Below are 25,554 nucleotides of genomic sequence, written 5' to 3'. Positions count from 1 at the left end.
ACTGGAGAAAATCGTGGATTTAACATTGATCGTTCCCGTGGCGGGCTTGATCGCTTTGGTGTTCGCATTCATGCGAGCCAAATGGGTCGCCTCGCAAGAGGTAGGTACCGCAGAGATGGCTGAAATTGCCGGGTACATCCAAGAGGGAGCCATGGCGTTCCTTCGACGTGAGTACAAGTGGCTCAGTATTTTTGTGGTGGTTGTTGCCGTTGCACTCGCTGGTATCTACATGAGCCAGGCTCCAGAGGCCCTCTCGACCAACACAGGTGGCATCTTCAACGCGACCACGATGATGTTGGTCTCGCTCTCGTTCGTAGTCGGAGCCGTGTGCTCAGGCTTTGCAGGTTGGTTCGGTATGAAAGTGGCGACTCTCGCCAACGTTCGAACCACGAATGCTGCCCGAACAGGCTTGTCACAGGCTCTTAAGGTGTCGTTCTCGGGCGGCGTCGTGATGGGAATGAACGTTGTGGGCCTTGGGCTTTTGGGCCTTGGCTCGCTTCTCGTGATTTACACGAAAGTTCTCGGCATCGACATGATGACGATGTTCACCGAGCCAACCAGAATGGCTCAAGATGGCTTCGTGATGACGCAGCTTCTTAGCGTTTTGACTGGGTTCAGCCTCGGCGCAAGTTCGATCGCTCTCTTCGCTCGTGTTGGTGGTGGTATCTACACCAAAGCTGCCGACGTTGGTGCCGACCTCGTGGGTAAAGTTGAAGCCGGAATTCCCGAGGACGACCCGCGTAACCCTGCCACCATTGCAGACAACGTTGGTGACAACGTGGGTGACGTGGCTGGTATGGGCGCTGACCTTTTCGAATCCTACGTAGGCTCCATCATCGGTGCCATGGTTCTGGCGATTCCCTGGGCGATGTCTGAAGGCAATGTCAATCCGATCATGCTTCCAATGATGATCGCTTCCATGGGCATCATCGTCTCCATCGTTTTCACTTTCTTCGTAAGAGTGAGCGAAGACGGAAATCCCGCAAAGGCGCTTCACACCGGCACGGTGGGTGCAGCGATTACTGCCGCAATCGGCACGGGTATTCTTGTCAATCTGATGCTTCCTGCTGAAGGAATCACGCTCGTAACGGGCGAGCACTACACACAAATGGGTCCATTCTGGGCAACACTTGCAGGTCTTGTTGCGGGAACCCTGATCGGCTTCGTGACCGAGTACTACACAAGCGACCACTTCAAGCCGGTCCAAGAGATTGCAAAAGAAAGTGAGATGGGAACTGCACCAAACATCATTGCTGGTTTGGGTCTCGGTATGAAGTCTACAGCAATTCCTGTTGGGTTGATCGCAATTGCAATCTTGGTTTCGTACCAAACTTCCGGTCTCTATGGTATCGCGCTCGCGGCTCTCGGCATGCTCGCAACCACTGGTATCCAGCTCGCTGTTGACGCGTTCGGCCCGATTGCCGACAACGCTGGCGGTATCGCTGAAATGAGCCATCTTCCAAAGGAAGTTCGTGGTCGTACTGACAAGCTCGACTCGGTGGGTAATACCACTGCCGCTATCGGAAAAGGCTTCGCCATTGGTTCGGCTGCTTTGACCGCACTCGCACTCTTCACCGCGTTCACTCAGCAAGCGAACATGACGCAGGGCATCAATCTCTTGAACCCAACCGTTATGGTAGGTGTGTTCATCGGTGCTGTGATGCCCTTCATCTTCTCGGCTATGGCTATGCAGGCAGTGGGCCGTTCCGCTGGCGCGATGATCGAAGAAGTTCGACGTCAGTTCCGCGAGATCCCGGGTTTGTTGGAAGGAACCGCTAAAGGTGAGTACGCAAAATGTGTGAGCATCTCAACTGAGGCGGCTCTTAAAGAAATGGTTGCACCAGGACTCATGGCGATCATCGTTCCGGTTGTGGTTGGTTTCTACGACGCCAATATGCTCGGTGGATTGCTTGCCGGTGTGACAACTTCGGGCGTCGCGATGGCAATCTTCATGTCCAACGCCGGTGGTGCATGGGACAACGCTAAGAAGTACATCGAAGGTGGACATCACGGCGGAAAGGGCAGTGAAGCTCACAAAGCAGCGGTTAACGGTGACACCGTGGGCGACCCGTTCAAAGATACGGCTGGTCCGGCTCTCAACATTCTTCTTAAACTGATGAGTGTTGTGGCATTGGTACTTGCTCCGGTCATCGCGCTTGACGCAGTTGAGACCGCTGCTCCAGCTGCAACCGCAGCTCAGGAAGTTGTGGTGGAAACGGAAGAATTGGCTGCAGCTATTGACAAAGCACCCGTAGTTGAGGCAGAACCTGCCGCCCCGGCTCAAGAAGAGTCGGCAAAAGTTCAGTAATTTTAGGTTGATTACCTCGCTCCCACAAACGGTGGGGGCCAGTGTCCACGAGGTTAAAAGTGGCAGTTGAAAGACAAAGAGAATACGAAACAGTTTATATCTTGCGCCCTGGTGTGAGCCCCGAAGATGTGACCAAGACACGCGAGCGTGTTGAAGGTGTCATCGAGAACACAGGCGGACACATGCTTCGCTTTGATGATTGGGGCCTTCGCCGCTTGGCGTACGAAGTTCGTGACCGCACGGATGCTTCGTACCACGAGCGTGGTCACTACCAGTACTACCGCTTCCTCGCACCAGCGACGACGGTAGCCGAGATCGAGCGTAACTTGCGCATTCTCGATCCCGTGTTGAAGTTCCTCACGGTTAAATTGCAGGAAGACCTCATTCCAGAAGAGCGTCTCGCTCGCGGTGTTGAGGAAGAAGTTCACGATGTCCTGATGGGCGAGGAGGAGTGAGATGGAAGTCATCCTTAAAGAAGACGTGAAGAACCTTGGTGAGATGGGCGAAGTTGTCAAAGTGGCTGCTGGCTACGGTAGAAACTTTCTAATCCCCAAAGGTATGGCGGTACTCGCCACGATGGGAAATAAGAAGCAGCTCGAGCACCAACTCGCTGAAATCGAGAAAGCAAAGGCAGTTCAGCAGGCAGAAGCCCGCAAACTTCTTGGCGAGATCGATGGCGTTTCTATCACCATTCCAAAGCGTGCTGGCGACGAAGACAAACTCTTCGGTTCGGTAACGTCTCGCGAAGTGGCTGATGTGCTCACGCAGCAAGGTCACAAAGTCGACCGTCGACAGGTTGACCTGGATCGACCAATCTCGGAGCTTGGAATCTACAGTGTTCCAGTTAAGCTCGCGAGCGGTATCCAAGCCCACGTTAAGGTTTGGGTTGTAGCTCTCTAAGAGGTCTACTCTCAACGAAGTAAAGGCAGGTGTTTCACCTGCCTTTTTTGTTTCTTGAGCTCAGAGAATCAAGGTTCCGACGAATTCAGGCGCAATGCTCGGCTTAGAAGCTGCACAGGATGTACAGAATCGCGTGAGACGCCGTCTTTGATTTGATGACGGCACGAGGTGCCAGTTGCGACGATCCAGGTGCTAGCGTCCGTTTGGCGCAGTGCTGGGAAGAGGGTGAGTTCTCCGATCTTCATGGAGAGTTCGTAATGTTCAGCTTCGTACCCGAACGAGCCGGCCATTCCGCAACATCCGGTCTTCAGAACTTCTACGTCGTAGCCGCTCAGCCTCAGGAGTTTGATCGTGTGAGAGAGGTCTGAGAGTGCCTTTTGGTGGCAATGGCCATGAAAGACGACTTTCTCTCCCATATGATCGAGGTCAGGGAAGTCGCCAGCGTCGATGATTTCAGAAATGAATTCATCGAAGAGTAGGGCACGCTTCGCCAGATCATGTGCGACCGGCTTCAGCTCTCTATCAGCGAGGTCTGGTGTTTCGTCGCGAAGTGTTAAAAGGGCGCTTGGCTCGATTCCTACAATCTTCTTTTGAGGACTTTGTTCTAGAAGTGGTCGGAGCGTTTGCAGGTTTTGATTCGTCAGCGCCTTGGCTTGACGCAGCATTCCTTTTGAAATGAAGGTGCGTCCGTCGTCTTCAATTGGCAGAAGGTCTACGCGAAACCCTAGAGCTTCCAAACAAAGCGTTGCTTCCTTGGCGAGATGAGGGTCGTTGAACTCGGTGAACGGGTCGACGAAGAGCCAGACAGAACGTTTGTGTGCGGCCGGGGCTCGACGCTTTAGCCAGGTCGAGGCTCTCTCGAGCCCAAATTCTGGGATTGAGCGCTCGGGCGCAATCTTCAGTACGTGGTTCATGACTTGTCGTGCCGGTCCAAACTTCAGACCTGCATTGGATAATCCAGGAAGGAGGGCGCCGAGCTTGGATAGAGCGGTGTAATTTCCGAAGAACTTTGAACGTAGGCCTTGTGAGCCAGCATCGGCACGGTGTTGGGAAAACTCAGCTTTCATCCTCGCCATATCCACACTTGCCGGGCATTCACTCTTGCAGGCTTTGCACGAAAGGCAGAGGTCCAGGGCCTCCGCGAGGTCTTCGTCGGTCATCCAGCTCGCTGGTTGATTCAGGAAGACTTGTCGGAAGATGTTGGCTCGTCCCCTTGTGGAGTCTTTTTCGTCAAGAGTCGCCATGTAGGACGGGCACATCGTTCCTCCCGCTTCGGGGAGCTTTCGACACGCGCCGGCACCATTGCACTTCTCCAACGCTCGCATAAACCCAAGATCCGAGGACCAATCAAAGAAGGTGGCTTCCAGATCGGGGGGAGTGGAGCCAGGCTCTACTCTGAAATGATGGTCGATCGGATGAGCGTTAACAATAATCCCAGGATTTAGGATGTTGTTTGGATCGAATGCGCTCTTTACCCGTTGATGAAGTTCATAGACTTCGTCACCAAAAAACTCGCGAATCAAGGGGGATCGGACCCGTCCGTCACCATGTTCCCCGCTGAGCGAGCCCCTGAAAGACTTGACGAGTAGAGCGGTCTCTCTCGCGATATCCTTAAACTTCTGGACGTCTTGCAAGTCCTTTAGATTGAGTTCAGGGCGTAGGTGCAATTCTCCCACAGAAGCGTGCGCATGATAGACGCTTTGAGTCTCGTACTTCTCCATCAAGCGCTGAAACTCTTTGACGTAGGCCGGGAGGTTTTCAACGGGCACAGCTGTGTCTTCGACCACAGAAACGGCCTTGGTATCTCCGGGGACGCCCATCAGGAGGCCGAGCCCCGCCTTCCGGAGCTCCCAGACGCGTTTGTCGTCCGGTGTCCTGACGATTGGCCAAGCATATCCCATGCCTTTTTCTTGGAGTGATTCGATTAACCGCGCGGCTGCTTCTTCGGCTTCTGCCACGGTGTCTCGATAGAACTCGATGACGAGCACGGCATCAGGGTCACCCTCAACAAAGAAGCGATTGTGTTGGTGCTCGAGGTGGGACTTAGTCTGCTCCAAGATTCGGCGATCGATGAGCTCCACGGCTGCGGGATTGTGGGAAACCGCCAACACCGTGGCTTCCAGAGACTCGATTAGGTCGTGGAATTGTGCGCAAACCAAAATCTTGTGTTTCGGCTTCGCTACCAAATTGAGTTTTGCCGAAACCGTGAAAGCCAGTGTTCCTTCTGTGCCACACAAAAAACGCCCGAGGTTCTTAGGAGTGCGCCAGATAAAATCATCGAGCGGATAGCCAGTGTTTCTGCGCACAAGGGCGCGCGGCGGATAATTAGCCTCGATTTCCTCTCGGTGAGTATCCTCAATGCTGAGTAGTTCCCTGAGCCCCGCACCAAGTGCGTCTTGACGCTTGGAGTGATGCAGCAATTCGTCGTCACTCCAGTCTTTCAAGACTTCCCGAGTGCCATCGGCGAAGACCACTTCGAGCTCGAGGACGTGTGCCATGGTGTTTCCATAGAGGATGGAATGGGACCCACACGAGTTGTTGCCGATCATTCCGCCGATCATGCATCGATTGGACGTCGACGTGTCCGGACCAAAGAAAAGATCAAAAGGGCTGAGATAACGATTTAGCTCGTCAAGTATGACCCCTGGCTCCACGCGAACCCATCCCTCTTCTCGGTTGAGCTCGAGAATCCTGGTCATATGACGACCGGTATCTACCACGAGACCAGGGCCCGTTGCCTGACCAGCCAAGGACGTTCCCGCCGCCCGAGGAACCAGAGGAATGCGCGCCTCATTGGCAAGCGCTACGAGGTTGACGAGCTCATCCGCAGTTCTCGGGAAGGCCACACCAAGAGGTTGGTGCTCGTAAACCGAGGCATCCTGTGCGTAGAGCTTTTGGTGCAACGAGTCCGCTCGGACGTCGAGTCCGGCTTCAAGAAGTTCAGCTAGGTTCAGCGCCATTAGTACTCACCGATTTCCCAGGTACCGTAAGGAGGCAGGGGCTCAAGAGCGCGTTTGATGTAGGGCTCATCACTCTTGAGTTGTTCACGGGAGCTATCTACCACGACCTTGAGTTTTGAGTAACTCGTTAGCACGACCTGAAGTGGGCTCGGGGTCTGCTTGAAGGTCTTGTGGTAATCAGAGTAGGGGCGATTGTTCAGGACGGTGGGTCGAGCAATCTGTTGAACGGGAATCCAAATCATGTTGGCGCCTCGCGTGACCGGTGCAAAAGGGTCGATCGCGAAGATAAACGAGTTTCGGCTACCCATTGTTCCTGACTGAACGGAATCCCAGGCGACTTGGCTTGGTACGTTGTTCACAACGCCACCGTCGCAGAGACGCAGGAGTTGGTCTCGCTCGAAAATCGAATCGAGTGATTCGATCGTGTCGGGGTCGTCATGAAAAATATCGTAGTGAAGGAGTCCGGGAACCGCGCAGGAGAAGCCCATGGCCTCGAGGACAGGAAAGTCCCGAGTCTCATTGTCGCGCCCAAAAACAACCTGTGAGAGGAGTCTTGGATTCTTAGTCAGGTCACGTACGGCAGCGAAAAAGAGCTTGAGCTTCTTTCGCATCGAAGTTGGATTGATTCCCGGGTCGTCTTTGGCGATCTGCTCATAGCGTGCGGAATCGAGTTGAAAGCCTTTACGGATGCCGCAGGCAACGATTTCGAGCTTTATCGGAAGCTCGCTGAATCTAGGCATCGGCGAGCCGACGAGGCTCTGGAAGATCTCACGCCCAACTCTGAGGAGGTTGAGGTGGAAGGCGCCTGGGAACCCGTATCTCGAATATCCCGAGAAGGGACTGAAGATGGAGTTTAGGTCGAGATGTCTGGGGAGTGAGAGCACGGTATTGACCGGGTCGTAGCTCTTTTCCATGGCACGAAGGAGTCCCATGATGCTTCCCATGGAGCTCCCCACGATAAGTTCTGGCGTCACTCCCATTTCGTTGAGCATTGAGAAGACCCCGAGATGAACAAGCCCGGAGCCGCCGCCGCCGCCGAGGACGAGGGCGAGCTTCTTTTGGCGCATCTCTGAATCGAGGTGTTCGGGGCCAAAGGCTAGTGCGTGTCTTTGCAGGACATGTTGGCGCGTGACGTCACAGCGAATCGCGAGAAGTGGGGCGACTTGCCTGAGTAGGTCGATCTTAGGTTCCGTCCCTTCCGGTATGAGTGGGGCGACGTGTTCAAGCATCCACGTGCGCAAGTCATCAACATCGTCAGCGAGCACGATATCTTGACCTTCCGGGTCTCGAAAGAGGTTGGTTTGTGCAAGGGATAGCGCGTAGCGAAAGAGCGCTTCATGCCTGTGATGCAGCGCACCAGGCCGCTCAACGAGCAGTTTGATCAGCCGCCTTTCACAGGCTTTGAGCTCCCGTATTCGGACAAAATGTCTGCCGAAACGACTCACACTTTAGCGCCGGGTGCGGGTCAAGTGGGTGGTCGCAATGGGTCCTCGAGACCGAGGAGAATACGACGGATATGCTCGGAGCGGTTGCCATCACCGACTCGGTCGGCGATCTCCATTGCGCTGTTATCGGGAAGCCTGAAGTCCAAGCGGACCAGGTTTCCTTTTTCGACGGTGTAACTCACAGGGGGTTCGTCACCGTAGAGAATCATACGAAGGTATGTTTCTCGGCCGATAGGAGCTCTGAATCGAAATTGAAGCAAACGATCAATTTCTTCCAGAACTCCCTGATCTACGCGCACGGAGATTACTACGCTCTGTGTACGACTTTTTGGTCGACCTCTTTTGGCCATGCCTCATGACTCGCGTTTTGGGGATGTTTCCTAAATTGATTGTAGGGCGTGATCTCCAAACACTCAAGAAAGAATACTCAAAAAACGGAATTAACTTTTGAGGAAGGAGAAAAGTCCCTTCTTTTTCGGCGTATCGTCACCTGACGGTGCATCGAGCGGCACCGCGTCAGCGATCGCTTCCGCAAGCTCGAGGAATGCCTTGGTCACTGGAGACTCTGGTTCAGCGATGACCACAGGACGGCCTTCGTCGCCACCCTTACGCACTGCCATATCAAGAGGAATTCCCCCGAGAAGTTTGGTCTCCAGTCTCTTTGCCTCGGCCTCAACCGTTTCCTTGCCGAAGATATGATGCGTGCTCTGGCAAGACGGGCAAACAAAGTAAGACATGTTTTCCACTATTCCGATTACGTCAATGTTCAAAGTCTTGAACATCTGAAGGCCACGGGCAGCGTCAATGAGAGCGAGGTCGGATGGCGTCGTGACGATTACCGCCCCGTCGACTGGGACCGTTTGCGCCAGAGCAAGCTGCGCATCACCCGTGCCAGGAGGCATATCCACGATCAAGTAGTCGAGACCACTCCAATCCACGTCCCTCAAGAACTGCCGGATGATCCCCGTAACGATGGGTCCTCTCCAGATCACAGGCGTGTCATCTTCCATGAGGAACCCAAGGCTCATCACGCGTAAACCATCAGCCTCAAGCGGTACGATTCGTCGCTCCCGCACAGCCGGTCTACCGGCGAGTCCAAGGAGTGTCGGAAGTGAAGGGCCGTAGATATCTACATCTAGAAGGCCAACTCGGAATCCGTTCTTTTGAAGGGCGAGCGCAAGATTGACAGCAACCGTGGACTTTCCAACGCCGCCTTTACCACTAGCCACTGCGATAACCTTCCCAACCCCTTCGATGGGTGCAGATGCGGGTATAGATGCTGATTGGGCAGGTGGTGCAGCTGCTGGGGTAGGAGTCGCCTGTTTCGGCGCAGGTTCGCCTGACGCCTCACGCTTGATAGCCTCCGGAGACATGAGTTTGACTTTGACCTCGCGAACGCCGTCTACCGCCTCAACGGCATCGTAGATCTTGTCTTCAAGGGCGAAACGCTCGTCCTTGCTTCGGTCCTTTTCGATGATGATGGTCAGGTCGACAACGCCAGCGGAGACTTGAACGGCTTCAACCATGTGTGCATCGACGATGTTCTTACCTTTGGCCGAATCTTCGATGGATTCTAGCGCCGCAATCACATCACCTTTGAGTGTAAAATCGTCTTTCATTTTGGAACCTGGGTTCAGGAGAACTCTTTTGTATACATTTTTGTCGAGTTTTTGATGCTCTAGTCTTTACGCGGGATTCGCATAGCATTGAAAGAATGAACAAACAATGCGCAAGATCATGAACCCCTCAGCGATTAAGCGGCGTAACGATGGGCTATTGTCGGAACTCGCAGACCTTTTTCGTGCATTCTGCATAAAGTTCGATCTTCTTTCGACGAAGTGAAAAACCCAAGTCTTGGGCGACTTCAGTCATTCGCGCGGCGAGTATCTCGTCGTTAAATTCGATGATTCGCCTGCAGTCCACGCAGATGAGGTGGTCGTGATTCGGATCTTGATCGTGGATGGGGTCGTAGCGGGTTTGACCGTCGCCAAAGTTTTTAGGGAGGGCAAAGTTCTGTTCTACGAGGAGTTTCAGGGTTCTGTAGACCGTTGCATAACCGATCTTAGGCTGTTCCTGGCGAACCTCGTCGAGGAGTTCTTCGGCGCTGATATGCTTGTCGAGGCGGAAAAACGTCTCGACGATGATGTCTCGCTGCTTTGTGGATTTCAGTCCGGCCTCTTGAAGGCGCTCGTGAAATGACGACATCGCATCCGCGACTTGTTCTTCATTTGGATTTGCACTCACGGCCATTCACTCCTGCAAGGATTCGGACTCTAAACCAGCGAAGTTTGGGCGACAAGGGAAAGTCAAACGCTGCTCACTGCAACCACATTGTCTTTGAGGTCCATGATGAGCGCGGTGTTTTGGATATTGACGTTTGCAGCCAGAAATTTAGCGAGCGGCGTGGTCACTAGATTTTCGACGGTTTGCCTCAAAGGTCGTGCACCGTATTTCTCGTCAAAACCGATCGTAATCAGATGTTCAATGAGATCGTCGGAAGCCCGAACTTGGAGCCTTCTGCGCACCAAGCCTTCTCGCGCAAACGCTTCTTCGAGCGCCTTTTCAACCAATCTCCTCGCGGTGCGTTGAGAGAGGGAGCGGAACGGAATGATCTTATCGATTCGCCCCACAAACTCAGGTCGAAAGTAATTCTCAACCGCGGACGTGTAGTGGGCCACTTCTGCGTTTCGTTTGACCTCACTAGAGCGTTGTCCGAATCCCAACGAGCTTGGTCCACCCGCACCCAGGTTGGAGGTCATGATGATGACCGCGCTCGTGAGGGTCACTGTTTGGCCAATTCCGTCTGTGAGTCTGCCTTCCCCGAGGGCTTGAAGGAGGAAGTCGAAGACGTTCGAGTGCGCCTTTTCGATTTCATCCAAGAGAATCACCGAAAACGGTTGCTCCCGTACTCGTCTGACGAGCTCGCCCTGTTCACCCTGATAGCGCCCAACAAGTCGGCCTGCCGACCACGCATCTTGATATTCTGACATATCAAATCGAATGAGCCGGTCTTTGTTCCCAAAGAGGTATTGGGCGAGTGTGAGCGCTGTTTGTGTCTTTCCGACACCCGTGGGTCCGAGGAAGAGGAAGCTCCCGAGCGGTCTTTCTGGACTATTGAGCCCAGCCCTCATCGTAGTGACGAGTTCGACCATCGCCTGGATGCCTTCGGGTTGGTCAAACACCGCGCGATCAAAATGAGTGATGACGTCTTGTCGCTGAAACGGCGTCTTGGGGTCGATCAGTGGGCGTGGTAACCCTGTCATCGAGGCGTAGGCGTCGATGGCGTGGGAAGGCGTCAGAGCCGGTCTTTCGCCGTCTTCATCCACGATTCCGGGTTTGGCGTTGGTTCGGGCCATGCGCTCTGCGAGGTCCACAGCGGGACCAGGGAGCGCCGCAACGCCTTTGAATCGGCCCACGAGCTCAAGGACTTGCTCGCGTGTCTCGGAGGTGAGTCGAACGCCATATTGCCGACCGAGTCGATAGCTGAGTCGATCTAGGACTTTGTCGCAGGCGCTGGGCTGCAGCGGGTCGATCGAAAGGCGTCTGAGTGCCCTCAAGAAGCCCGGGTGGCTTTGCTCAGCGCGGGCGATCTGTTCCGGTCGAGCTTCCGTGATGATCACAAGATCACCAGAGAGCATATGTGGCAGGAGCATGCCTGGAATACCTTGAGAATGCTTGTCATTTCCCGAAGTTTCCAGGAGTTCGATCAGGTTTTCGGCGAATAGGATAGCGCCTACTTCTTTGACTTCTTCGAGGAGCGCAAGAACACGCTCTTGCCATTGTCCGAGAAAACGCATTCCGGCCAGAAGTCGGCCGCCGCTGATCTGCCAAATCGGCACGTTTTGCAGCCGTTCAGGGGCCTCGCCTTTGGCGATTCGGTACGCCACCTCATAGGTTACCGCGGTCTTTCCGGCCCCTTGTGGTCCGGTTAGAAGTACGCTTCGCTCCTGCGACTCAGATAGGTAATCGAGAACGGTTTGAACTTCAGCTCTTCGTTCGTAAGCCCGTGGGGCGTCACGCTTTAACATCCGAGGGTTCAAGAGTTCACCCACTGTACTCAACGTCGGCGTACTGAGTTCGTCCTCGGTGTTCTTTGGCTTGTTTGGCCTGAAGCGAATCTCCAATTTTTCAGCTTTGATTCTCGAGCCGCGCTCGTTGCCAGCTGAAAGCGGATGCGTGAATCGTTGCAGGTAGTTTGCTCGGCGATCCATCGGAAAGGCGTCACGAACCCATTCTGCGCTGACATGCTCGAGCTCTTCTAGTGATTCGACGCGGTATCTAAGCTGAAGTTGTGGCAGCCAGACCTTGTATCCCGAAGTAAGGGGCTCACAGACCGCAAATAGATTGAGCTCAAGATTTACGAGCCGCGAGCCTGTTGCAGCGGGAATCTCAACCTTGATATTTCGCGAGATGTATTCGGTGTCCACGGCGCCCATCCCCGGGTCCACTTCGAGTAGGGACTCGAGGAGGCGGCCAAGCTGCTCGATGGCTTCCTTTTCAGTGGCTGCAATGGCGGCGTAGTCAGAGTCGAAGAGTGTCTGCGCGTAGACGAAATGTTCGGTCTTATCGACCAGAATATCAATTGTGCGGAGTTGTTTGGCCATCGCGAGCAGCAATACTTCCCGAGCAGGCTTGAGGTCAAGCTCGGGAGGGGATTAGCGCGATTTCCCGAGCTGAAATCTCAAGGCTTCCTCAAGTTTGCTGAAATGGAAGTCGAATCCGCTGGCGAGCAATTTCTCTGGGTAGACTCGCGCGCCTTCGAGCAAAAGTGCGTCGCCCATCTCACCCATGGCAGCTTTGACCGCGAACGAGGGAAGGGGAATGACCGAAGGACGTGAAAGCACATCGGCGAGGGCTTTGACGAAGTCGCGATTTTGCACCGGATTGGGAGCCGTAAGGTTGACGGGGCCGGAAAGAGATTCTGTTTTGATCAGGTGGAGGATCGCGCCAATTACGTCGTCGATTGCGATCCAACTCATGTATTGCCTTCCATCGCCGATGGGGCCACCGAGTCCAAGTTTAAACGCTGGAAGCATAGGCTTTAGAGCGCCACCTTGTGCGCTTAAGACCACACCGATTCTCGGATTGACCACACGGATTCCAGCGTCTTCGGCTGGCTTTGAGGCGTCCTCCCAGGCTTTGCACACATCTGGAAGAAATCCCTCACCTGCTTCAGAGAGCTCATTGGTTGGAAGGTCTTTTCGGTCGCCATAATATCCAATCGCAGAAGCCGAGACGAAGACTGACGGTGGCCTCTGGAGCTTGGCCAAGGTTTCGGCGAGCAATGTGGTTCCGTCTACCCGGCTCTTCAAGATGCGCCGCTTTTTCTCGTCGGTCCAACGTCCCGAGATTGATTCTCCGGCGAGGTGTACGACCGCGTCGAGCCCTTCGAGAGCGGCGGCGTCTAGTTTCCCTGCGTTGATATCCCACTCGATGGTGTCTGGGCCTGGGGTGCGCGAGATCGCCAGTACTTCGTGGCCGCCGGTCGTAAGCAACGCGCTCAACGCCTTTCCAATCAGCCCTGTGGCTCCAGATATTGCGATTTTCATGGGTTCTCCGCTGTAGCGAGTATGGCGCGCGAGGTCCTGTGCGGTCCTTCGATGCCTAAACTCGAACATACGTTCCAATTCGGCTTCTCCAAACCCCGCTAAGACTTCGGGCACCATGGAATCGACTGGGAGTTCGTACTGGACAAAGTCTCGGAGGGTCGATGACTCGTGATCGCCCGCGAACTCGTGTCTGTGAACCCATGATTTGAACGGGCCTCGAACTGCCGTGTCCGTGAAGAAACCTATGCCTGTGAGGGCAGGGTGCTGGCACGAACCGTGCCGAGCCTCCCAGGTGACCCATCCGGGGCCTCGGTGCAATTCCATGATCAGCTTCGACCCTTCGGATATCGAGTGATCGCTTGATACCACGCGGATATCCTCCCACGGTGGAACCAGCCGTTCGAATGCACCTTTGCGGGCATGCCAGTCATAGAGCGCGTTTACAGACACCGGAAACGTGGAGGATTTTTCAAAGGTTCGCGTCATGATTTTCCTTCCGGCATTTCTTCGGGTTTGAGTAACCCACCGGCTTGTAGCGTGTTCGTTGTCCATTCAAAGACCGCCTGATCTTTCGAGAGGTCAGCGCCTTTGCGCTTCTTGAGTCCGTAGATCACAGGTCTTAAGCGTGGGTTGTCAGCCAGTAAATCTTGATTTCGCGAGAGAAAGCTCCAGTAAAGGCGGGTCACCGGGCAGTCTTTTCCAGCCGTGAACGCGCAGTGATCGCAGAAATCACTCATCTTGGAGATGTAATTTGCTCCCGCAACATAAGGTTTGGTGGTGAAAAGTGGCCCCGTCCCGTACGTGGCCATGCCGAGGACATTAGGTTCGACTACCCAGTCCCAGGAATCGATATAGGCAATCCAGAACCAATCCGTGATCTCGCGAGGCTCGATACTAAGCAAGGTCGCGAGATTGCCCAAGATCATAAGACGGGTGATATGATGCGAGTAGGCGTCTTCAATGACGTGCCTGACGACCGTATCCAGGCAATTCAGTCCCGACTTTTGGCCCCAAAAGGCAGGCGGGAGAGGCTGGTGTGCCTTTAGTGCGCTTGGGGTGGCTCCGTCTTGGACAACATTGGGCGCGTCTTTTTGTGCCCATTCCCAGTAGCCGGCGTCCTGACGTGCTTGGCCGTAGGGAATTGGAAGGTCACGAAAGCCATCGGTCGTGCGATGAATTTGAAACACGAATTCACGCCATCCGAGAACTTGACGGATAAAACCTTCCTTACTCTGAATGGGGATCTCGAGTGCTTCAACTTCCGCAACCACCCGTTTAGGCATCAGGCGATGAACGTTCAAAATCGCTGAAATTCGCGTGTGGAATAGGTTTTTTTCATTTGAAGACATCGCGTCTTCATAAGGTCCAAAAAGAGGCAAACACTCGTTTTTGGCCCATTCCCAAAGCCGTTGGGCATCCGCACGATGTTGCGGAATGTTGCGTTCGTCGAGTTCCCCAAAGTTGTCCGCGAATTGCGTATTGATGAGATCGACGACCTCTTGAGTTATCTCATCGGGTTCGAATTCGGGAAGCCCTGGGGGCTCTGGGTCTCCTCTCCATGGTTTTCTGTTCTCCGTATCAAAAGAAAACTTCCCACCGACCGGTTGGTCGCCGTCCATCAGCACGCCTGTGCGCTTCCTGACATGTCGATAGAACGAGTCCATCTTCCAAAAGAAGTTCTTTTCAACAGCGCGAAGGTCCTCGGCCGTGGTCAGCCACCCGCTATGAGGAAGAAGAGTCAGTGCCCCTGAGCTTATCAAGTCGTCGAGACTTTGAAGGAGCTCGCGCTCGGCAGGCTCAACCATGGTGAGTTGGCTGGGTTCGAGCTCCTTCAGGGCTTCGTGGATGGGTTTTTGAGTCTTCAGGTAGCGGACGTCTCTGCCGCTTTCTTCGCATTCCGCCGCGAAATGGCGGTAGTTCGTCATGAGGAAAGCGAGTCTCGTCTTGTGGTATGGCCGTCTGCGAAGCTCGGCATAAGATTCGATGAACACTAGGGTAGCGTCCTCGGGGTGGAGCTCTAAGTTTAGTTGGTCCATCCCGACGACATGTAATTTCTTCATAATGTGTTGAGGCGAGGTGTTTTGACGATTTCCGAGCACTGGGTGCCTGTGGGAATTCGGCGGGCAACGAATCGACTGCGCTCCTTGTCTGGATGAGGCCGGGTTTCAGGTTCGGACTTCAGAAACATGGACGTCGCATCGAGTACTTTTTGCTCGGTGTTCCAGCGAACGGTGCCGGCAATTTGGTCTTTTGAGCTCAGAACGCCGCGAAGCGCTGTCCAAGACCGCTGCACCAAGAAGATTGAGCCGTCTAATAGGCCGCGGATTAGGACGCTGACGCCCGGGCGACCGTCTGAATCCGCATCAAAGACACGTTGATCGTCCGCCGAAGTAGGCAGTGGATCTCGCCAGTTGTTCTTGAGCACTGCGCCCGTGACCGAAACGGAAGGTGCCTGGTCGAATACCCATTTGCCATTGATCTCTTCGATTCTGGCGACGGCGTTGGTGGTCCCCACGGCATCTAGAAAAGCCTGAGGGATCACGGTCTTGACCGTGTCGATCTCGGATTTAATCTGCACGGCGCAAGGAGTGGAGGCCACCTTGAGGTTCTTTCCGTTTTGCTTCATGCGCACGTGGAGTACCGAGGTCGTGGTTGAGATAACGGCTCCCACAACGGGAACGCGCGATTCCGAGGTTTGTACCTGCACGAGTGCCCATTCACCGTCGAGCGACGGTGGTTTGGATTCTGCCCATGCTGAATTGAAAGTTAATGTCGCGAGCGTTGCTGCAACGAGAGCTCTTCTCCCCATTTCTGGAGCTCCTCTAAGTCTCGAATAATGGTGATGCCGTCGATATCAGGTGCACCCAGACCGCCGACGACTAGTTCTATATCACTGCTCAAATGGCGGCGTAAGCTGTTTAAATCTCGGACGGTCATTGACCTATTCGCGGCAATGGAGACGCTGATACAGACGGCGTCCACAAATTGTGTGGTAGCGGCGGCGATCACGTCATCTACGGGTGTATCTGCTCCAAGGTACACAATTTGAGTTCCGCTCATCGCAAGCGCGGTACAGGCCATTTGAAGACCCAGGTAATGAGTCTCTGAGGGCAAGGTTGCAGCGAGTACTCGTGGTCCTTTGGAGCGGTCCGAAATTGGGCGCCAGTGCTGCGTCAGGAAGTCGCGAACTCGTTCGCTTGCAAAGTGCTCGTGCGCGACGTCCACTTCGTGATTCATCCAGGCGATTCCCAGCTCGACTAAAAAAGGGCTCAGCTTCTTCTTCAGAAACGTGAGAGCCCCAAGCGTCGCCCACTCGCGTCGCATGCTTTCTTCGAGCCGCTCGCCGTCAAAATCACGGACGGCATCCATCCACGAGGTAGGACCTTTTTCTTCTACGACCGCCGTTACGGCCGACGCAATCTCTTGAAGTTGAGGAACACTCATCTGGAGTGCCGCGGACGCGCGGTGACCCTCTTTAAGCGCGGTATCGATCAACCTCAGTCTCTCCACTGTGGAAGATGAGTACACGCGATGCCCGGCATCATTCCTATCAGGGTTTGGAAACCCATAACGACGCTCCCAGGTTCGCAAGGTCTCCACAGGGATGCCGGTCTCTTTGGACAGGGCCCCGATGCTCATGCCTGTATCTGCTTGATTTGGAGACTTCTCAGCCATTCGAACCTCAGCTCGCCAATCCGGCGTGGAGTGGAGTGATACGTTCGCGCAGACCGACACGCAAGCGGTGAAGTCGGGTCTTAACTGCAGGAACGGTGAGGTCGAGCATCTCTGCAACTTCTTCTTTGCTCATTCCGTCGAGCTCCATGCTGACGTAGAGCTTTCGGTTGATATCATCACACTCATCGAGGAATGCGTTAACTTCTGCGACCATACGCTTGACGGCGAGTCGCTCGTCGGGGCGTGTGTTGAGGTCGTGCATGCTCTCGTCGTGCTGGAAAGCTTGTAGCGCTGAATCTTCAACAGGAGTTGGGATGCGCTTGTACTTTCGCAATCTCATCTTCGCCGCGTTGACGGCGATTCGATACATCCAGCTCCAAAGGGCTGAGTCTTGACGGAAGAGATGAATCTTTCGGTAGACGGTCCAGAAGGTGTCTTGGACGACTTCTTCTGCGTCGGAGTCGTCTCTGATAAAGCGGCGTACCACGGCGTGGACACGTTCCCGGTATTCGCTGTAGAGAAACTCTAGTGCTTTTGGGTCTTTTGCCATCAAACGTTCGACTAAAATTTTGTCTTCCATGTGTCGCTCCTTGAGCGGGTGGTTATCGTTCACGAAGAGAGAGTGCATAAGTTTTGAACAGGTGTCAAAGGGTTTTTGAACAGGTTTATGCTGTATTCTGGTAACATGTTGACTAAGTTTAAGAAAAAGATTGTTTCCGCGCCGAAGCATAGCCTGTTCATCGCCTTCCTTCCGATCTTTTTAACCTGTTCATGTGCGTTTCATGGATCTGTGCAGAATGTGAACGGGGTATCTGAACAGGTATCTGTCGATGGTCATATCGAGAAGTATGCGACGTCTATCGTGGCTGATTTTCGGGTTTTAAGGCTGCAAATGCCGCTCTTATTTGAGCGAGGTGAAATCGCGTATCTCGACGATGCAAGCGGGCGCGGCGTGCGAAAGATCGATCGGACGTCACGTACCTACAGACTGGATCTGCCCGTGTTGACGATCTGGGATTTTGACCAAAAAGCGTGGTTTCGCTATCCCGGGCTACTTGAAAAGCGCACATCGCTCGATATCTGGCTCATGGGTCAATCGAACTTTTCGCAAGACTGGCCCTGGATGGCTGGGGCCGGCATCTCCTACTACCAGTGGAAGGGAATCGCTGCAGGAATCTGGGGAGGCTGGTCAACTGAGCCGTTTCGAGATGGTCTCGAAGGGATCGGTTCGCAATACCCGCAGACGATCACCGGAAGACACGAGGGCTTTTGGATAGGTGTAGAAGTCACACTCTTTGCGGGTGAGTTTGCGCTCGAATTATGGGACTATCTGGTAGCGAAAGATAAGAAGCACAGAGAGTTGTTTGGATGGCAGAGTCGATGAGTTCTATGGAAAACGTGTTTGAACAGCTTAATGCACTGGGTTTTGAACAGGTCAGTCAGGCCTTGGCCGAAGTGATCACTCGCCCGCGCAAAGAACGGGAAGTTGCTGTTTTTGATTTTGATAATACGTGCATCGTCAATGATATCGGGGAGATTTTTTCGTACCATCTCGTTGATGGCATTAGCTATCGTTACGATTTGGACAGCTTCTGGGACCTGATCGACGCCCGTGATGGTCGTGACGACTTGCGTCGTATGGTCGAGGCTATTCAATGTTCTTCAGATCCGTTTGAACACCCTCTCTACGATTCGTATCGGTCGGAGATGAACGCAATCTACACGCGTCGCCTCGAGCGAGAGGGCAAACGAGATTGTTATGCTTGGGCAGTGCGTCTGCACGTGGGTCTGGGCGAAGATGCGATGGTCGAGCTTTCGAATCGAGCAATTGACGCTGAACTTGCTAAGCCGCTCGAAAGACAGACTTTTCTAACCTCTCGTGGCGAAGAGATTGCCGTTGAACGGGGTATTCGCATGATCCACGCGATCAGGGAGCTGTTTAGACTTCTGGACGCGAACGGCATCGAAGTTTGGATTTGTTCTGCCACCAATATCTGGACGGTTCGGGAGTTTGCGGCACGATATGGAGTTCCACGCGATCGCGTGATCGGCAACCGAGTTCGGGTCGTCGACGGCGTTCTGACAGACGAAATCATCGAGCCCGTGATGTTCAAAGAGGGTAAACGCGCAGCGATAGAGCGGGAAATCGGTGTTCGGCCGACCATTGTCGGAGGGGATTCAGACACCGATTTTGGAATGTTAGAATTTGCGGAGTTCCCCTTGTTTTTGGATACCGGGACAGATTCGGCATACATTGAACACGCAACACGCAACAATTGGAACGTGGTCACTCGCCACAAGCTCAAAGTAGAGGAATCCGATGGCTGAAGATGATTTGATGAGCACAAGACGCATCTCCGCGCTGGAGATGGGCGAGATTCAAAAGGCATTGGAGAGCGGGGTGGTAGAGTTGGCGATTACGGTCACCCCAGAGGTTTTGCAGCGCATCGAGATTCTCGTTCCTAAGATGCAAGATTCGTCCATTCAAAGTGCGGAGCTTCGAAGAGGTATGGCCTTGAGGCAAATACTGATGGCAGGTCTCTACACGCTGGAATCAGAATTCGAATGACGCGTTTCGTCTGGCCAACTTTGCTCCTCTCTGAGGCTGATTTTGTAGAGGTTGGCGGGGTTTGGGTTCAACGTCTACCTATGATTTTCGAAGTCTGGGACTCCTTTGAAAGCGAAGGTATCGAAGTTTGGGACCAAGCCGTCGTGCGAGCCCCAGAACTCTTTGTCGTGGGCGTGACATGGCAGAGTTTACAATGCGTTTTAGAAGGGCTTCCCAAGGGTTTTAGGCTTCCGAAGCTTGAAGAATGGCGAGTCTTTGGAGCGTCTCAAGGTCCGGAATGCCTCGATAGTCTCTGGCATTGGTGCGAAGACGCCAAGTCTGCCGACGAGCCCTATCTCCGGATGATCTGCAAAGGGGACGAATCAGACTGGGCTGGTTGGCAGAGCCACTCCGATGATCTTGGGTTTCGTCTGGTTTTTGACCCCTCGTTGACCGACTAAGAGTTAGGGATTGCAGTTCTCAAGCGTGGCGTCTTCTGGCGCGCGAACCTCGGGAACACCCTGGCCAAGAGTTCTCAGGAAGCAGCCGTAGACGGCCTTGGCGGCGTCGAGGTCGAAGGTGACATAGTGTCCACCGCCTTCGTATGCCGGCTCAAATTGTAACGCTGCGCCAGTATACGCCTCGCCGTTCACCATGACCTGCCCTACGGCTGGAAGGGGCTCGGCTTCTTCCTGTCCAACCCACTTCATGAAATCGAAAGCCTCGGGCTCAAGCACCTCACCAACCAGAGGAATCTCAAATGCGGTTGTGAGGCTCGCGCGGCTTCCCGGCGAGAAATAGCGATCTTGGAGGCCAACGGGTTGGTAGACGTGTTTGGGTCGAACGCCTTCATGGGTGCGTGCCTGGACATGCGGCGCATGAACAGTGGCGTCTGCGTAGTCGAACACGTGTTGAAGGGTGTTGAGCACAAAATCAAAACGATCGAGCTCTTCGTCCCTTCGGAGTCGAAGGATATTCTTGAGAAGTGGAGCGAGATTGACCGGGTCTTGAGTTTTCAAAGCGACTTCCATGTAGAGTCCACCCGCGCCGCTCGCGATATAGGCCGCAAACTCGTTTGAGAGCGTCATTGCTGGGGTTCCGATGGTTGAACCCATCGAGTGTCCCATCGTCGCAAAGGCGTCTTGATTGAATCGAATCACGCCGTCAGGGAAGTCGGTTGGGTCGAGTGGCAGGCCATCAATGGGAATCTCAAGGTTCTTCATCAACCGCCCGTGCATTGAGATTTCATTGGCGGATACGTTGAAGTTATCCACCATCGCTCGTGGGTTCTCGAGCAAATTGTAGAGCTTGAGTCCGGTGGTGTCGGGGTTCTGTGGGAATCGTGAATCGTGAAGTGGGAAGTCAGCTGCGAAGCCCGCTACGCCGTAGGGTGCGATCACTGCGGCTGGTCCCATATCCGGTTGGGCTGGAGCGTTGAGACCGGCTCGAACCCCGCGGTCAAGCAGCTCTAACGCCTTTCCGCCAGACCCGTGCATGTAGAAAAGGGTGGGGAAACCTGCCTCTGGCATCGCCTGTTTTGGAACGGTGATCAGAACGCGTACCGACTCTTGAAACTGCACGATTGGGTTGCCTTCATCGTCCCAAAGAATGTTGCCAGCAGGTTGGGTATCGTAAGGAAGTGGTCCTTGTTGAATGTTCGGTAGGTCGTAATACGCCTGCAACACGATGTAATTGTCATACTCGCGAAGCACTTCGACCGGCTTGGTCTCATCGAGCTCGGGGTCAGGGAGACTTGAGTAGTACTTATAGAGTTGACGGTGTCGAGCGCTGGGGTCGTGTGTGGTGAAGACCGAAACTGCTCGAACCTGGTCGCCGAGGCCCATCTCGTCGAGGACTTCAAGGGTCTGTGTGTAGGGCTCGGTTTGCGCTGCCTCGAGAAACCCAGACTCCGCTCCGATCGGCTCGCCCTCAGTATCTAGGAGGCGATTGGTCAGGACGGCGGCATAACGTGTGTTCGCATGCCGAAGGACGCCAAACGGGCTGATGCAAGCCAACTGATTTGCGGCATGATACGTACCTTCCGTTTCGATGAACTTGCATTCGATAGGCATCACCCTTTTGAACTCGGGAGACTCGCGGTCCACGTTGATGAGTAGAACTGAGGAAGACTCGAGGTTTTGTGAGTCGGTGAGCGCGGGCAAAGTCGAGGTATCAATCGGAGCGTCGAACCAAAAATAGAACGCGCTCGCGAGTCCCCAGCCTGTTTTCAGATCGTCGGCAGCCGCGGTCCATAGACCACCGACGCGATTTGCGCTTAGCTTTTCAAAGTCTGTGAATCCCATGGATCCATCTTCTTTCTGCCGAAGGTCGGAAGGAAAGGGCAGCGAGAACGCGTCACCATCTGTGGAGAATCGAACCAGGGTTCCGGCTTGTGGCGCGAGGTCAGGCTGAGCGTCTGACTGATCTTGATCGGTCTGTGTCCCCATATCTGGAGTTGTTTGGGGTGCGTCATCTGAGCAAGCAGCCAGAATGAAGAGAGATAAAATCGCGGCAGATCTGTACATAGTGAACTCAACGAAATAGAAAGCTTGCGCATAGTGTCGCGAATTGGTGCACGATTCAATACCGAGACGGAAATATGGAAGCTCAGAAATTGGATATCGAAATTCCGGGGCCATCTCAGGCCCTGATGCAGCTCGTGCTGCGGGCCGTGCGAGATTTTGAGCTCATTTCTCCGGGCGACCGCATCGCCGTCGGTCTCTCTGGCGGAAAAGATTCCATCTTGCTCGCCCTTGTCCTGCGTGCACTACAAGAGCGCGGAGATTTTGATTTTGAATGGACAGGAGTTCATCTTGACCAAGCCCAGCCTGGCTTTGATCGCGCGGGTTTCGACCATATATTAGAGCGTTGCGGCATTCCTTGCGAGGTCGTGCGAGAGGACACACATTCGGTGGTTCAGGCGAATCTCAAGCCCGGTCAGATTCCTTGTTCGATTTGTTCGCGTATGAGGCGTGGAATATTGAATCGGTGGTGCGGGGAGAATGGCTTTAACAAACTTGCAATGGGCCATCATCTGGACGACGCGGTTGAGACGTTTTTTCTGAACCTGCTCTTTCAACGAAAGCTCGAGCCTCTAAAGGCGCTTACCCCGTCGCAAGCCGGGGTTTCCACAATTCGCCCAATGATTCTTGTGGAAGAAAGAAAGGTAGAAGCCTGGGTTGCCGAGGCCGGCATCTCACCTGTCGCATGCCCCGTGTGTGATGATTACCCGCTTTCACAGCGGCGAAATATCAAGGAATTGTTGCGCTCATTTGAAAGCCTTCAACCTGATTTCAGGGCATCCGTTCGAGATGCGCTCTACAACGCGGGGACCTGAGATCGGGCCGAGCGTCAAAAAAATCCTGAAATTATTGGTCATGTAGGACATGCGCGTATAATGTCAGTGGTGTAAGGCGGTATCATGACACGAATTGGCATTGTATTAATCTTCGGGATTTTGGCGACTTCATCGACCCTCTGGGCGCAAGCACCGCCGCCTAAGGAGATGGATGACGTCGAAGTTGCGCAGCCTAGCGCGCTGGAGGCTGCCGCGGGAGCCATGGGTGCTGCCTTTGAGTCGTCTGAAGAGTCTGTGAGTGATGTGGAGACTCTTGTCTCCGAGGTGACCGAGCCTTTGCCGTCCGAAACCGAAGCTTTGCCTGCTGTCGACGAGCTCCTCGAGTCGCAGGCTGGCCTTGAAGTGACCGACGAGCCTAGCTCAGACATTGAAGAAGAGATTGGGATGGAGCGCCTTGACGAGGAGGTCGCGACTTCGGACGCGACTGAGATCGAGGTGGATGCCGACGCGGTTTTGCGCAAAGCGGAGCTCGATGCATTCCTGTCTCATCTTAGGGAGATCAAGGTTGTAGACGTGATTCGTTCTCGGTCGGGGCGGCTCAAGGATTTGGGTTTCTCTTCCGAGCCCGACGGCACCTATCTGGACTTGACCCCACATCTTGAGAGTTCGGCGTGGAAGGACGCCATGTCTCATTTTGAGGGAGGATCGTGTAAGGACGCCCTGAAGTCAGCCGAGGAAGCCTTGAAAGAGGTTGCGAAGCCGTCTGCCGCCATCCAGTACGCGCATGCGCGCTTCCAGATTTGTGGAGGGAAGGAGGCAGAAGGGCGCGCCACGCTGAAGACGCTCGCGCTTCGTCCAGATGCCGTAGGAACCCTGGCTCGCAAACGCCTCGGAATGAAGGTTGAGCGGGTTGATGAAGAAGAGGGTGCTTATCTTAGTGAGAAGTTAAATGACGCGAAAAGTAAGGCTCGCAAAGATATTGTGGGAGCCTTGAAGCAGCTTGAAACTCTGCACGGCGAGCTTATCAACTCTTGGGATAAGTACCGAGTGAGGCTTACACAAGCAGAGATTCTGGAGGCCGCCGGTAGAATTGACGAGGCTGGAAACGCCTACCTTGAGCTCTATCGAAAGACCCGTGGCTGGAAGGTCAATGGGTCAATTGAGGACAAGATTCAAGCCCTTGAGCGTCGCCATAAAAAGACTTTTTTGACGTATGGGGAGCGGATTGACCGTATGCGACACCTCGTGGCGCGCGGGCGCTATCGCGATGCGCGTCAGGTCTCGATCGAGAATGCAAAATTGCGCCGTGTCTCCGGATCCGAAATTCGAGGTTGGACGCGCTATCGTGAGGCTTTACAGGCTGAACGTGACAAGAAGCGGGATAAGGCAAACAAACTTTTTGCTGAGGCAGAGAAGCTCGTGCGCGACCCAGAAGTTCGTGTGCGCCTGTATATCGGATGGGCGCGAGCGTTGCGCCGAACCAACCAAGATTCAAAAGCCATCGCCCTCTACGAGCGGCTCTGCAAAGAGTACAATGAACACTATCTCTGCGAAGAGGCGATGTACGACGCTGGACGCCTGCTCCAGTTCCAAAATGAGCATGAGCGTGCCCTGGAGAAGTTCATGGTTGTGCTCTCGCGTCCAGAGAGTGAGTACACCGCAGATGCCTTGTGGCGAAGTGGCTTTTCTTACCACCTTACCGGGCAATGGGAGCGCTCCATCGCACAGCTCGAGCGGCTCAAGAACGAGTATGGCTCCGAGCGCGATGAGTCTGAGCTCACCCAGGGCCTAAAGGCTCGATACTGGATTGCGATGAATCACTATCGCGCTGGCAATCAGGCCAAAGCTAGGACCGCGTTCCAGGAAACGATCGAAAACGGCAAGTTGACCTGGTACGGAAGGCTAGCTGCCGCGCGTATGGAAGAGGCGGGATGGGTTCCTGTGGTCCGGATTCCTCGTGGCAATATGAATGCTGAGGACCTGGAAGATTTGGCCGGTCTCAAGATTCCTCACCATCCTCGCCTCGAAGTGGCGCAAGAGCTTGTCAGAATCGGATTCTGGAAGGATGCGCTCTCGGAGTTGAAAGTCCAGACGGCCATTCTCCCGGTGCCGGATGGGGCGCATACCATGCTCTCGTCTGTCCATCTGGCGCGAGGCGACGCAAGCTGGGCGCATTGGACCATGAAGAAGCATATCTCGGAGTCGGGCCCAACGGCGGAGACCTTGCGAGATTGGGGCACTGCTTTTCCACTCGCCTATATGGACCTCGCCCGCAAGCACAGCGGCAATGCGGGTGTCTCGCCCTATCTGGTGCAGGCAATCATGCGTCAAGAGTCTGGGTTTCGCCCAACGGTCAAAAGTTGGGCTGGAGCGGTTGGCCTCATGCAGTTGATGCCCGGCACTGCCGCCTGGACCTCGCGTACGTTCATGGAGGATCGTAAGTTCAGTCGCTCGCAGCTGCTTGACACCGATACAAACGTTCGTCTTGGTTCGATGTACATACGCGTTCATACAGCGCACTCGAAGGACCACGTGCCGATGGCATTGGCTGGTTACAACGCGGGAGCTGGTGCGTTGAAGTCGTGGTTTACGCGATACGGCGACCGAGAGACCGACGCGTTTGTCGAGTCGATTACGTATCAGGAGGCGCGAGGCTATGTTCGAAAGGTGATGACAAGCTACATCACGTATTCTGCGCTTTATGGCGGAGGCCTGATCGAGGTTCCGTTAACCTTGCCAGAGGCGCTTGGGAAATGGGGCGAGGTGCCTGAAGCGAAGCCGCCGAACGTCTCATTTAATCAGCGGATCGATCGACTCGTTTCTTTTGCTCATTGACTCATAGACATCCGTGCGTAGTGTTCGCCCACGATT

General features: G+C 54.3%; 21 protein-coding genes. 9 read left to right on the top strand and 12 right to left on the bottom strand.

Features of this window, described 5'->3' with window-relative positions:
* The first annotated feature begins 10 nt into the window (after positions 1–10).
* Genes FRD01_RS07075 through rplI form a run of 3 tightly spaced genes read left to right on the top strand, consistent with a single transcriptional unit; the run spans position 11 to position 3,208 of the window.
* Positions 11–2,308 (top strand): sodium-translocating pyrophosphatase, encoded by a 2,298-nt coding sequence (locus tag FRD01_RS07075; protein WP_430700858.1) that lies wholly within the window; start codon positions 11–13, stop codon positions 2,306–2,308.
* Positions 2,309–2,367: 59 nt separating this feature from the next.
* A complete protein-coding gene (gene rpsF / locus FRD01_RS07070; protein WP_249756086.1) occupies positions 2,368–2,763 on the top strand; it encodes a 30S ribosomal protein S6 in 396 nt (131 codons plus the stop codon).
* A 1-nt stretch (position 2,764) separates the two neighbouring features.
* Complete coding sequence (rplI, locus tag FRD01_RS07065) at positions 2,765–3,208, top strand: 50S ribosomal protein L9 (RefSeq protein ID WP_146958690.1); 444 nt, start codon at positions 2,765–2,767, stop codon at positions 3,206–3,208.
* Between the two features lie 68 nt (positions 3,209–3,276).
* Here the strand turns inward: rplI and FRD01_RS07060 are convergent, their stop codons facing one another.
* The 11 genes from FRD01_RS07060 to FRD01_RS07015 all read right to left on the bottom strand — a co-directional run bounded on the left by FRD01_RS07060 (position 3,277) and on the right by FRD01_RS07015 (position 17,417).
* Positions 3,277–6,168, bottom strand: coding sequence for an FAD-binding and (Fe-S)-binding domain-containing protein (locus tag FRD01_RS07060; protein ID WP_146958689.1), 2,892 nt, complete (start codon positions 6,166–6,168; stop codon positions 3,277–3,279).
* Complete coding sequence (locus tag FRD01_RS07055; protein ID WP_146958688.1) at positions 6,168–7,613, bottom strand: patatin-like phospholipase family protein; 1,446 nt, start codon at positions 7,611–7,613, stop codon at positions 6,168–6,170. The genes FRD01_RS07060 and FRD01_RS07055 overlap by 1 nt, the downstream gene beginning before the upstream one ends.
* A 20-nt stretch (positions 7,614–7,633) precedes the next feature.
* Entirely contained in the window at positions 7,634–7,795 is a 162-nt protein-coding gene (locus FRD01_RS24245) for a hypothetical protein (RefSeq protein WP_249756085.1), read from the bottom strand.
* Positions 7,796–8,053: 258 nt separating this feature from the next.
* Complete coding sequence (locus FRD01_RS07050) at positions 8,054–9,232, bottom strand: Mrp/NBP35 family ATP-binding protein (protein WP_146958687.1); 1,179 nt, start codon at positions 9,230–9,232, stop codon at positions 8,054–8,056.
* Positions 9,233–9,386: 154 nt separating this feature from the next.
* Positions 9,387–9,857: a Fur family transcriptional regulator gene (locus tag FRD01_RS07045; protein WP_249756084.1), complete on the bottom strand. Its 471-nt coding sequence runs from the start codon at positions 9,855–9,857 to the stop codon at positions 9,387–9,389.
* A 62-nt stretch (positions 9,858–9,919) separates the two neighbouring features.
* Complete coding sequence (locus tag FRD01_RS07040) at positions 9,920–12,217, bottom strand: AAA family ATPase (protein WP_146958685.1); 2,298 nt, start codon at positions 12,215–12,217, stop codon at positions 9,920–9,922.
* 51 nt (positions 12,218–12,268) lie between these two features.
* Positions 12,269–13,648, bottom strand: coding sequence for a TIGR01777 family oxidoreductase (locus FRD01_RS07035; RefSeq protein ID WP_146958684.1), 1,380 nt, complete (start codon positions 13,646–13,648; stop codon positions 12,269–12,271).
* Positions 13,645–15,222, bottom strand: a complete 1,578-nt coding sequence (locus tag FRD01_RS07030) for a cryptochrome/photolyase family protein (protein ID WP_146958683.1) — start codon at positions 15,220–15,222, stop codon at positions 13,645–13,647. The genes FRD01_RS07035 and FRD01_RS07030 overlap by 4 nt, the downstream gene beginning before the upstream one ends.
* The gene (locus FRD01_RS07025; protein ID WP_146958682.1) at positions 15,219–15,971 is read right to left on the bottom strand and encodes a hypothetical protein; all 753 of its coding nucleotides are present in this window, start codon (positions 15,969–15,971) and stop codon (positions 15,219–15,221) included. The genes FRD01_RS07030 and FRD01_RS07025 overlap by 4 nt, the downstream gene beginning before the upstream one ends.
* Positions 15,929–16,837, bottom strand: coding sequence for a MerR family transcriptional regulator (locus FRD01_RS07020; RefSeq protein WP_146958681.1), 909 nt, complete (start codon positions 16,835–16,837; stop codon positions 15,929–15,931). Before FRD01_RS07020 ends, FRD01_RS07025 begins: the two co-directional genes overlap by 43 nt.
* A gap of 7 nt (positions 16,838–16,844) precedes the next feature.
* Positions 16,845–17,417 (bottom strand): sigma-70 family RNA polymerase sigma factor, encoded by a 573-nt coding sequence (locus FRD01_RS07015; RefSeq protein WP_249756083.1) that lies wholly within the window; start codon positions 17,415–17,417, stop codon positions 16,845–16,847.
* A 219-nt stretch (positions 17,418–17,636) separates the two neighbouring features.
* Between FRD01_RS07015 and FRD01_RS07010 the strand changes: the two genes are divergently transcribed.
* Genes FRD01_RS07010 through FRD01_RS06995 form a run of 4 tightly spaced genes read left to right on the top strand, consistent with a single transcriptional unit; the run spans position 17,637 to position 19,846 of the window.
* The gene (locus FRD01_RS07010) at positions 17,637–18,221 is read left to right on the top strand and encodes a hypothetical protein (RefSeq protein WP_146958679.1); all 585 of its coding nucleotides are present in this window, start codon (positions 17,637–17,639) and stop codon (positions 18,219–18,221) included.
* Positions 18,218–19,165 (top strand): HAD family hydrolase, encoded by a 948-nt coding sequence (locus FRD01_RS07005; protein WP_249756082.1) that lies wholly within the window; start codon positions 18,218–18,220, stop codon positions 19,163–19,165. Before FRD01_RS07010 ends, FRD01_RS07005 begins: the two co-directional genes overlap by 4 nt.
* On the top strand, positions 19,158–19,406 hold the full coding sequence (locus tag FRD01_RS07000; RefSeq protein ID WP_146958677.1) for a hypothetical protein: 249 nt from the start codon (positions 19,158–19,160) through the stop codon (positions 19,404–19,406). Before FRD01_RS07005 ends, FRD01_RS07000 begins: the two co-directional genes overlap by 8 nt.
* Positions 19,403–19,846, top strand: coding sequence for a hypothetical protein (locus tag FRD01_RS06995; protein ID WP_146958676.1), 444 nt, complete (start codon positions 19,403–19,405; stop codon positions 19,844–19,846). Before FRD01_RS07000 ends, FRD01_RS06995 begins: the two co-directional genes overlap by 4 nt.
* A 3-nt stretch (positions 19,847–19,849) precedes the next feature.
* On the opposite strand, the gene FRD01_RS06990 is transcribed toward FRD01_RS06995, so the two are convergent.
* Complete coding sequence (locus FRD01_RS06990) at positions 19,850–21,910, bottom strand: hypothetical protein (protein WP_146958675.1); 2,061 nt, start codon at positions 21,908–21,910, stop codon at positions 19,850–19,852.
* Positions 21,911–21,984: 74 nt separating this feature from the next.
* Between FRD01_RS06990 and FRD01_RS06985 the strand changes: the two genes are divergently transcribed.
* Together FRD01_RS06985 and FRD01_RS06980 are read left to right on the top strand one after the other, a co-directional pair.
* Positions 21,985–22,722: a PP-loop family protein gene (locus FRD01_RS06985; protein WP_146958674.1), complete on the top strand. Its 738-nt coding sequence runs from the start codon at positions 21,985–21,987 to the stop codon at positions 22,720–22,722.
* An 84-nt stretch (positions 22,723–22,806) separates the two neighbouring features.
* Complete coding sequence (locus FRD01_RS06980) at positions 22,807–25,518, top strand: lytic transglycosylase domain-containing protein (RefSeq protein WP_146958673.1); 2,712 nt, start codon at positions 22,807–22,809, stop codon at positions 25,516–25,518.
* Positions 25,519–25,554 lie beyond the last annotated feature (36 nt).

Origin of the sequence: Microvenator marinus (assembly GCF_007993755.1) — a bacterium.
Classification (GTDB): Bacteria; Myxococcota_A; Bradymonadia; order Bradymonadales; family Bradymonadaceae; genus Allomicrovenator; species Allomicrovenator marinus.
The sequence above is the reverse complement of the archived record's forward strand: the minus strand, read 5'-3'. Positions and strand labels throughout refer to the sequence as shown.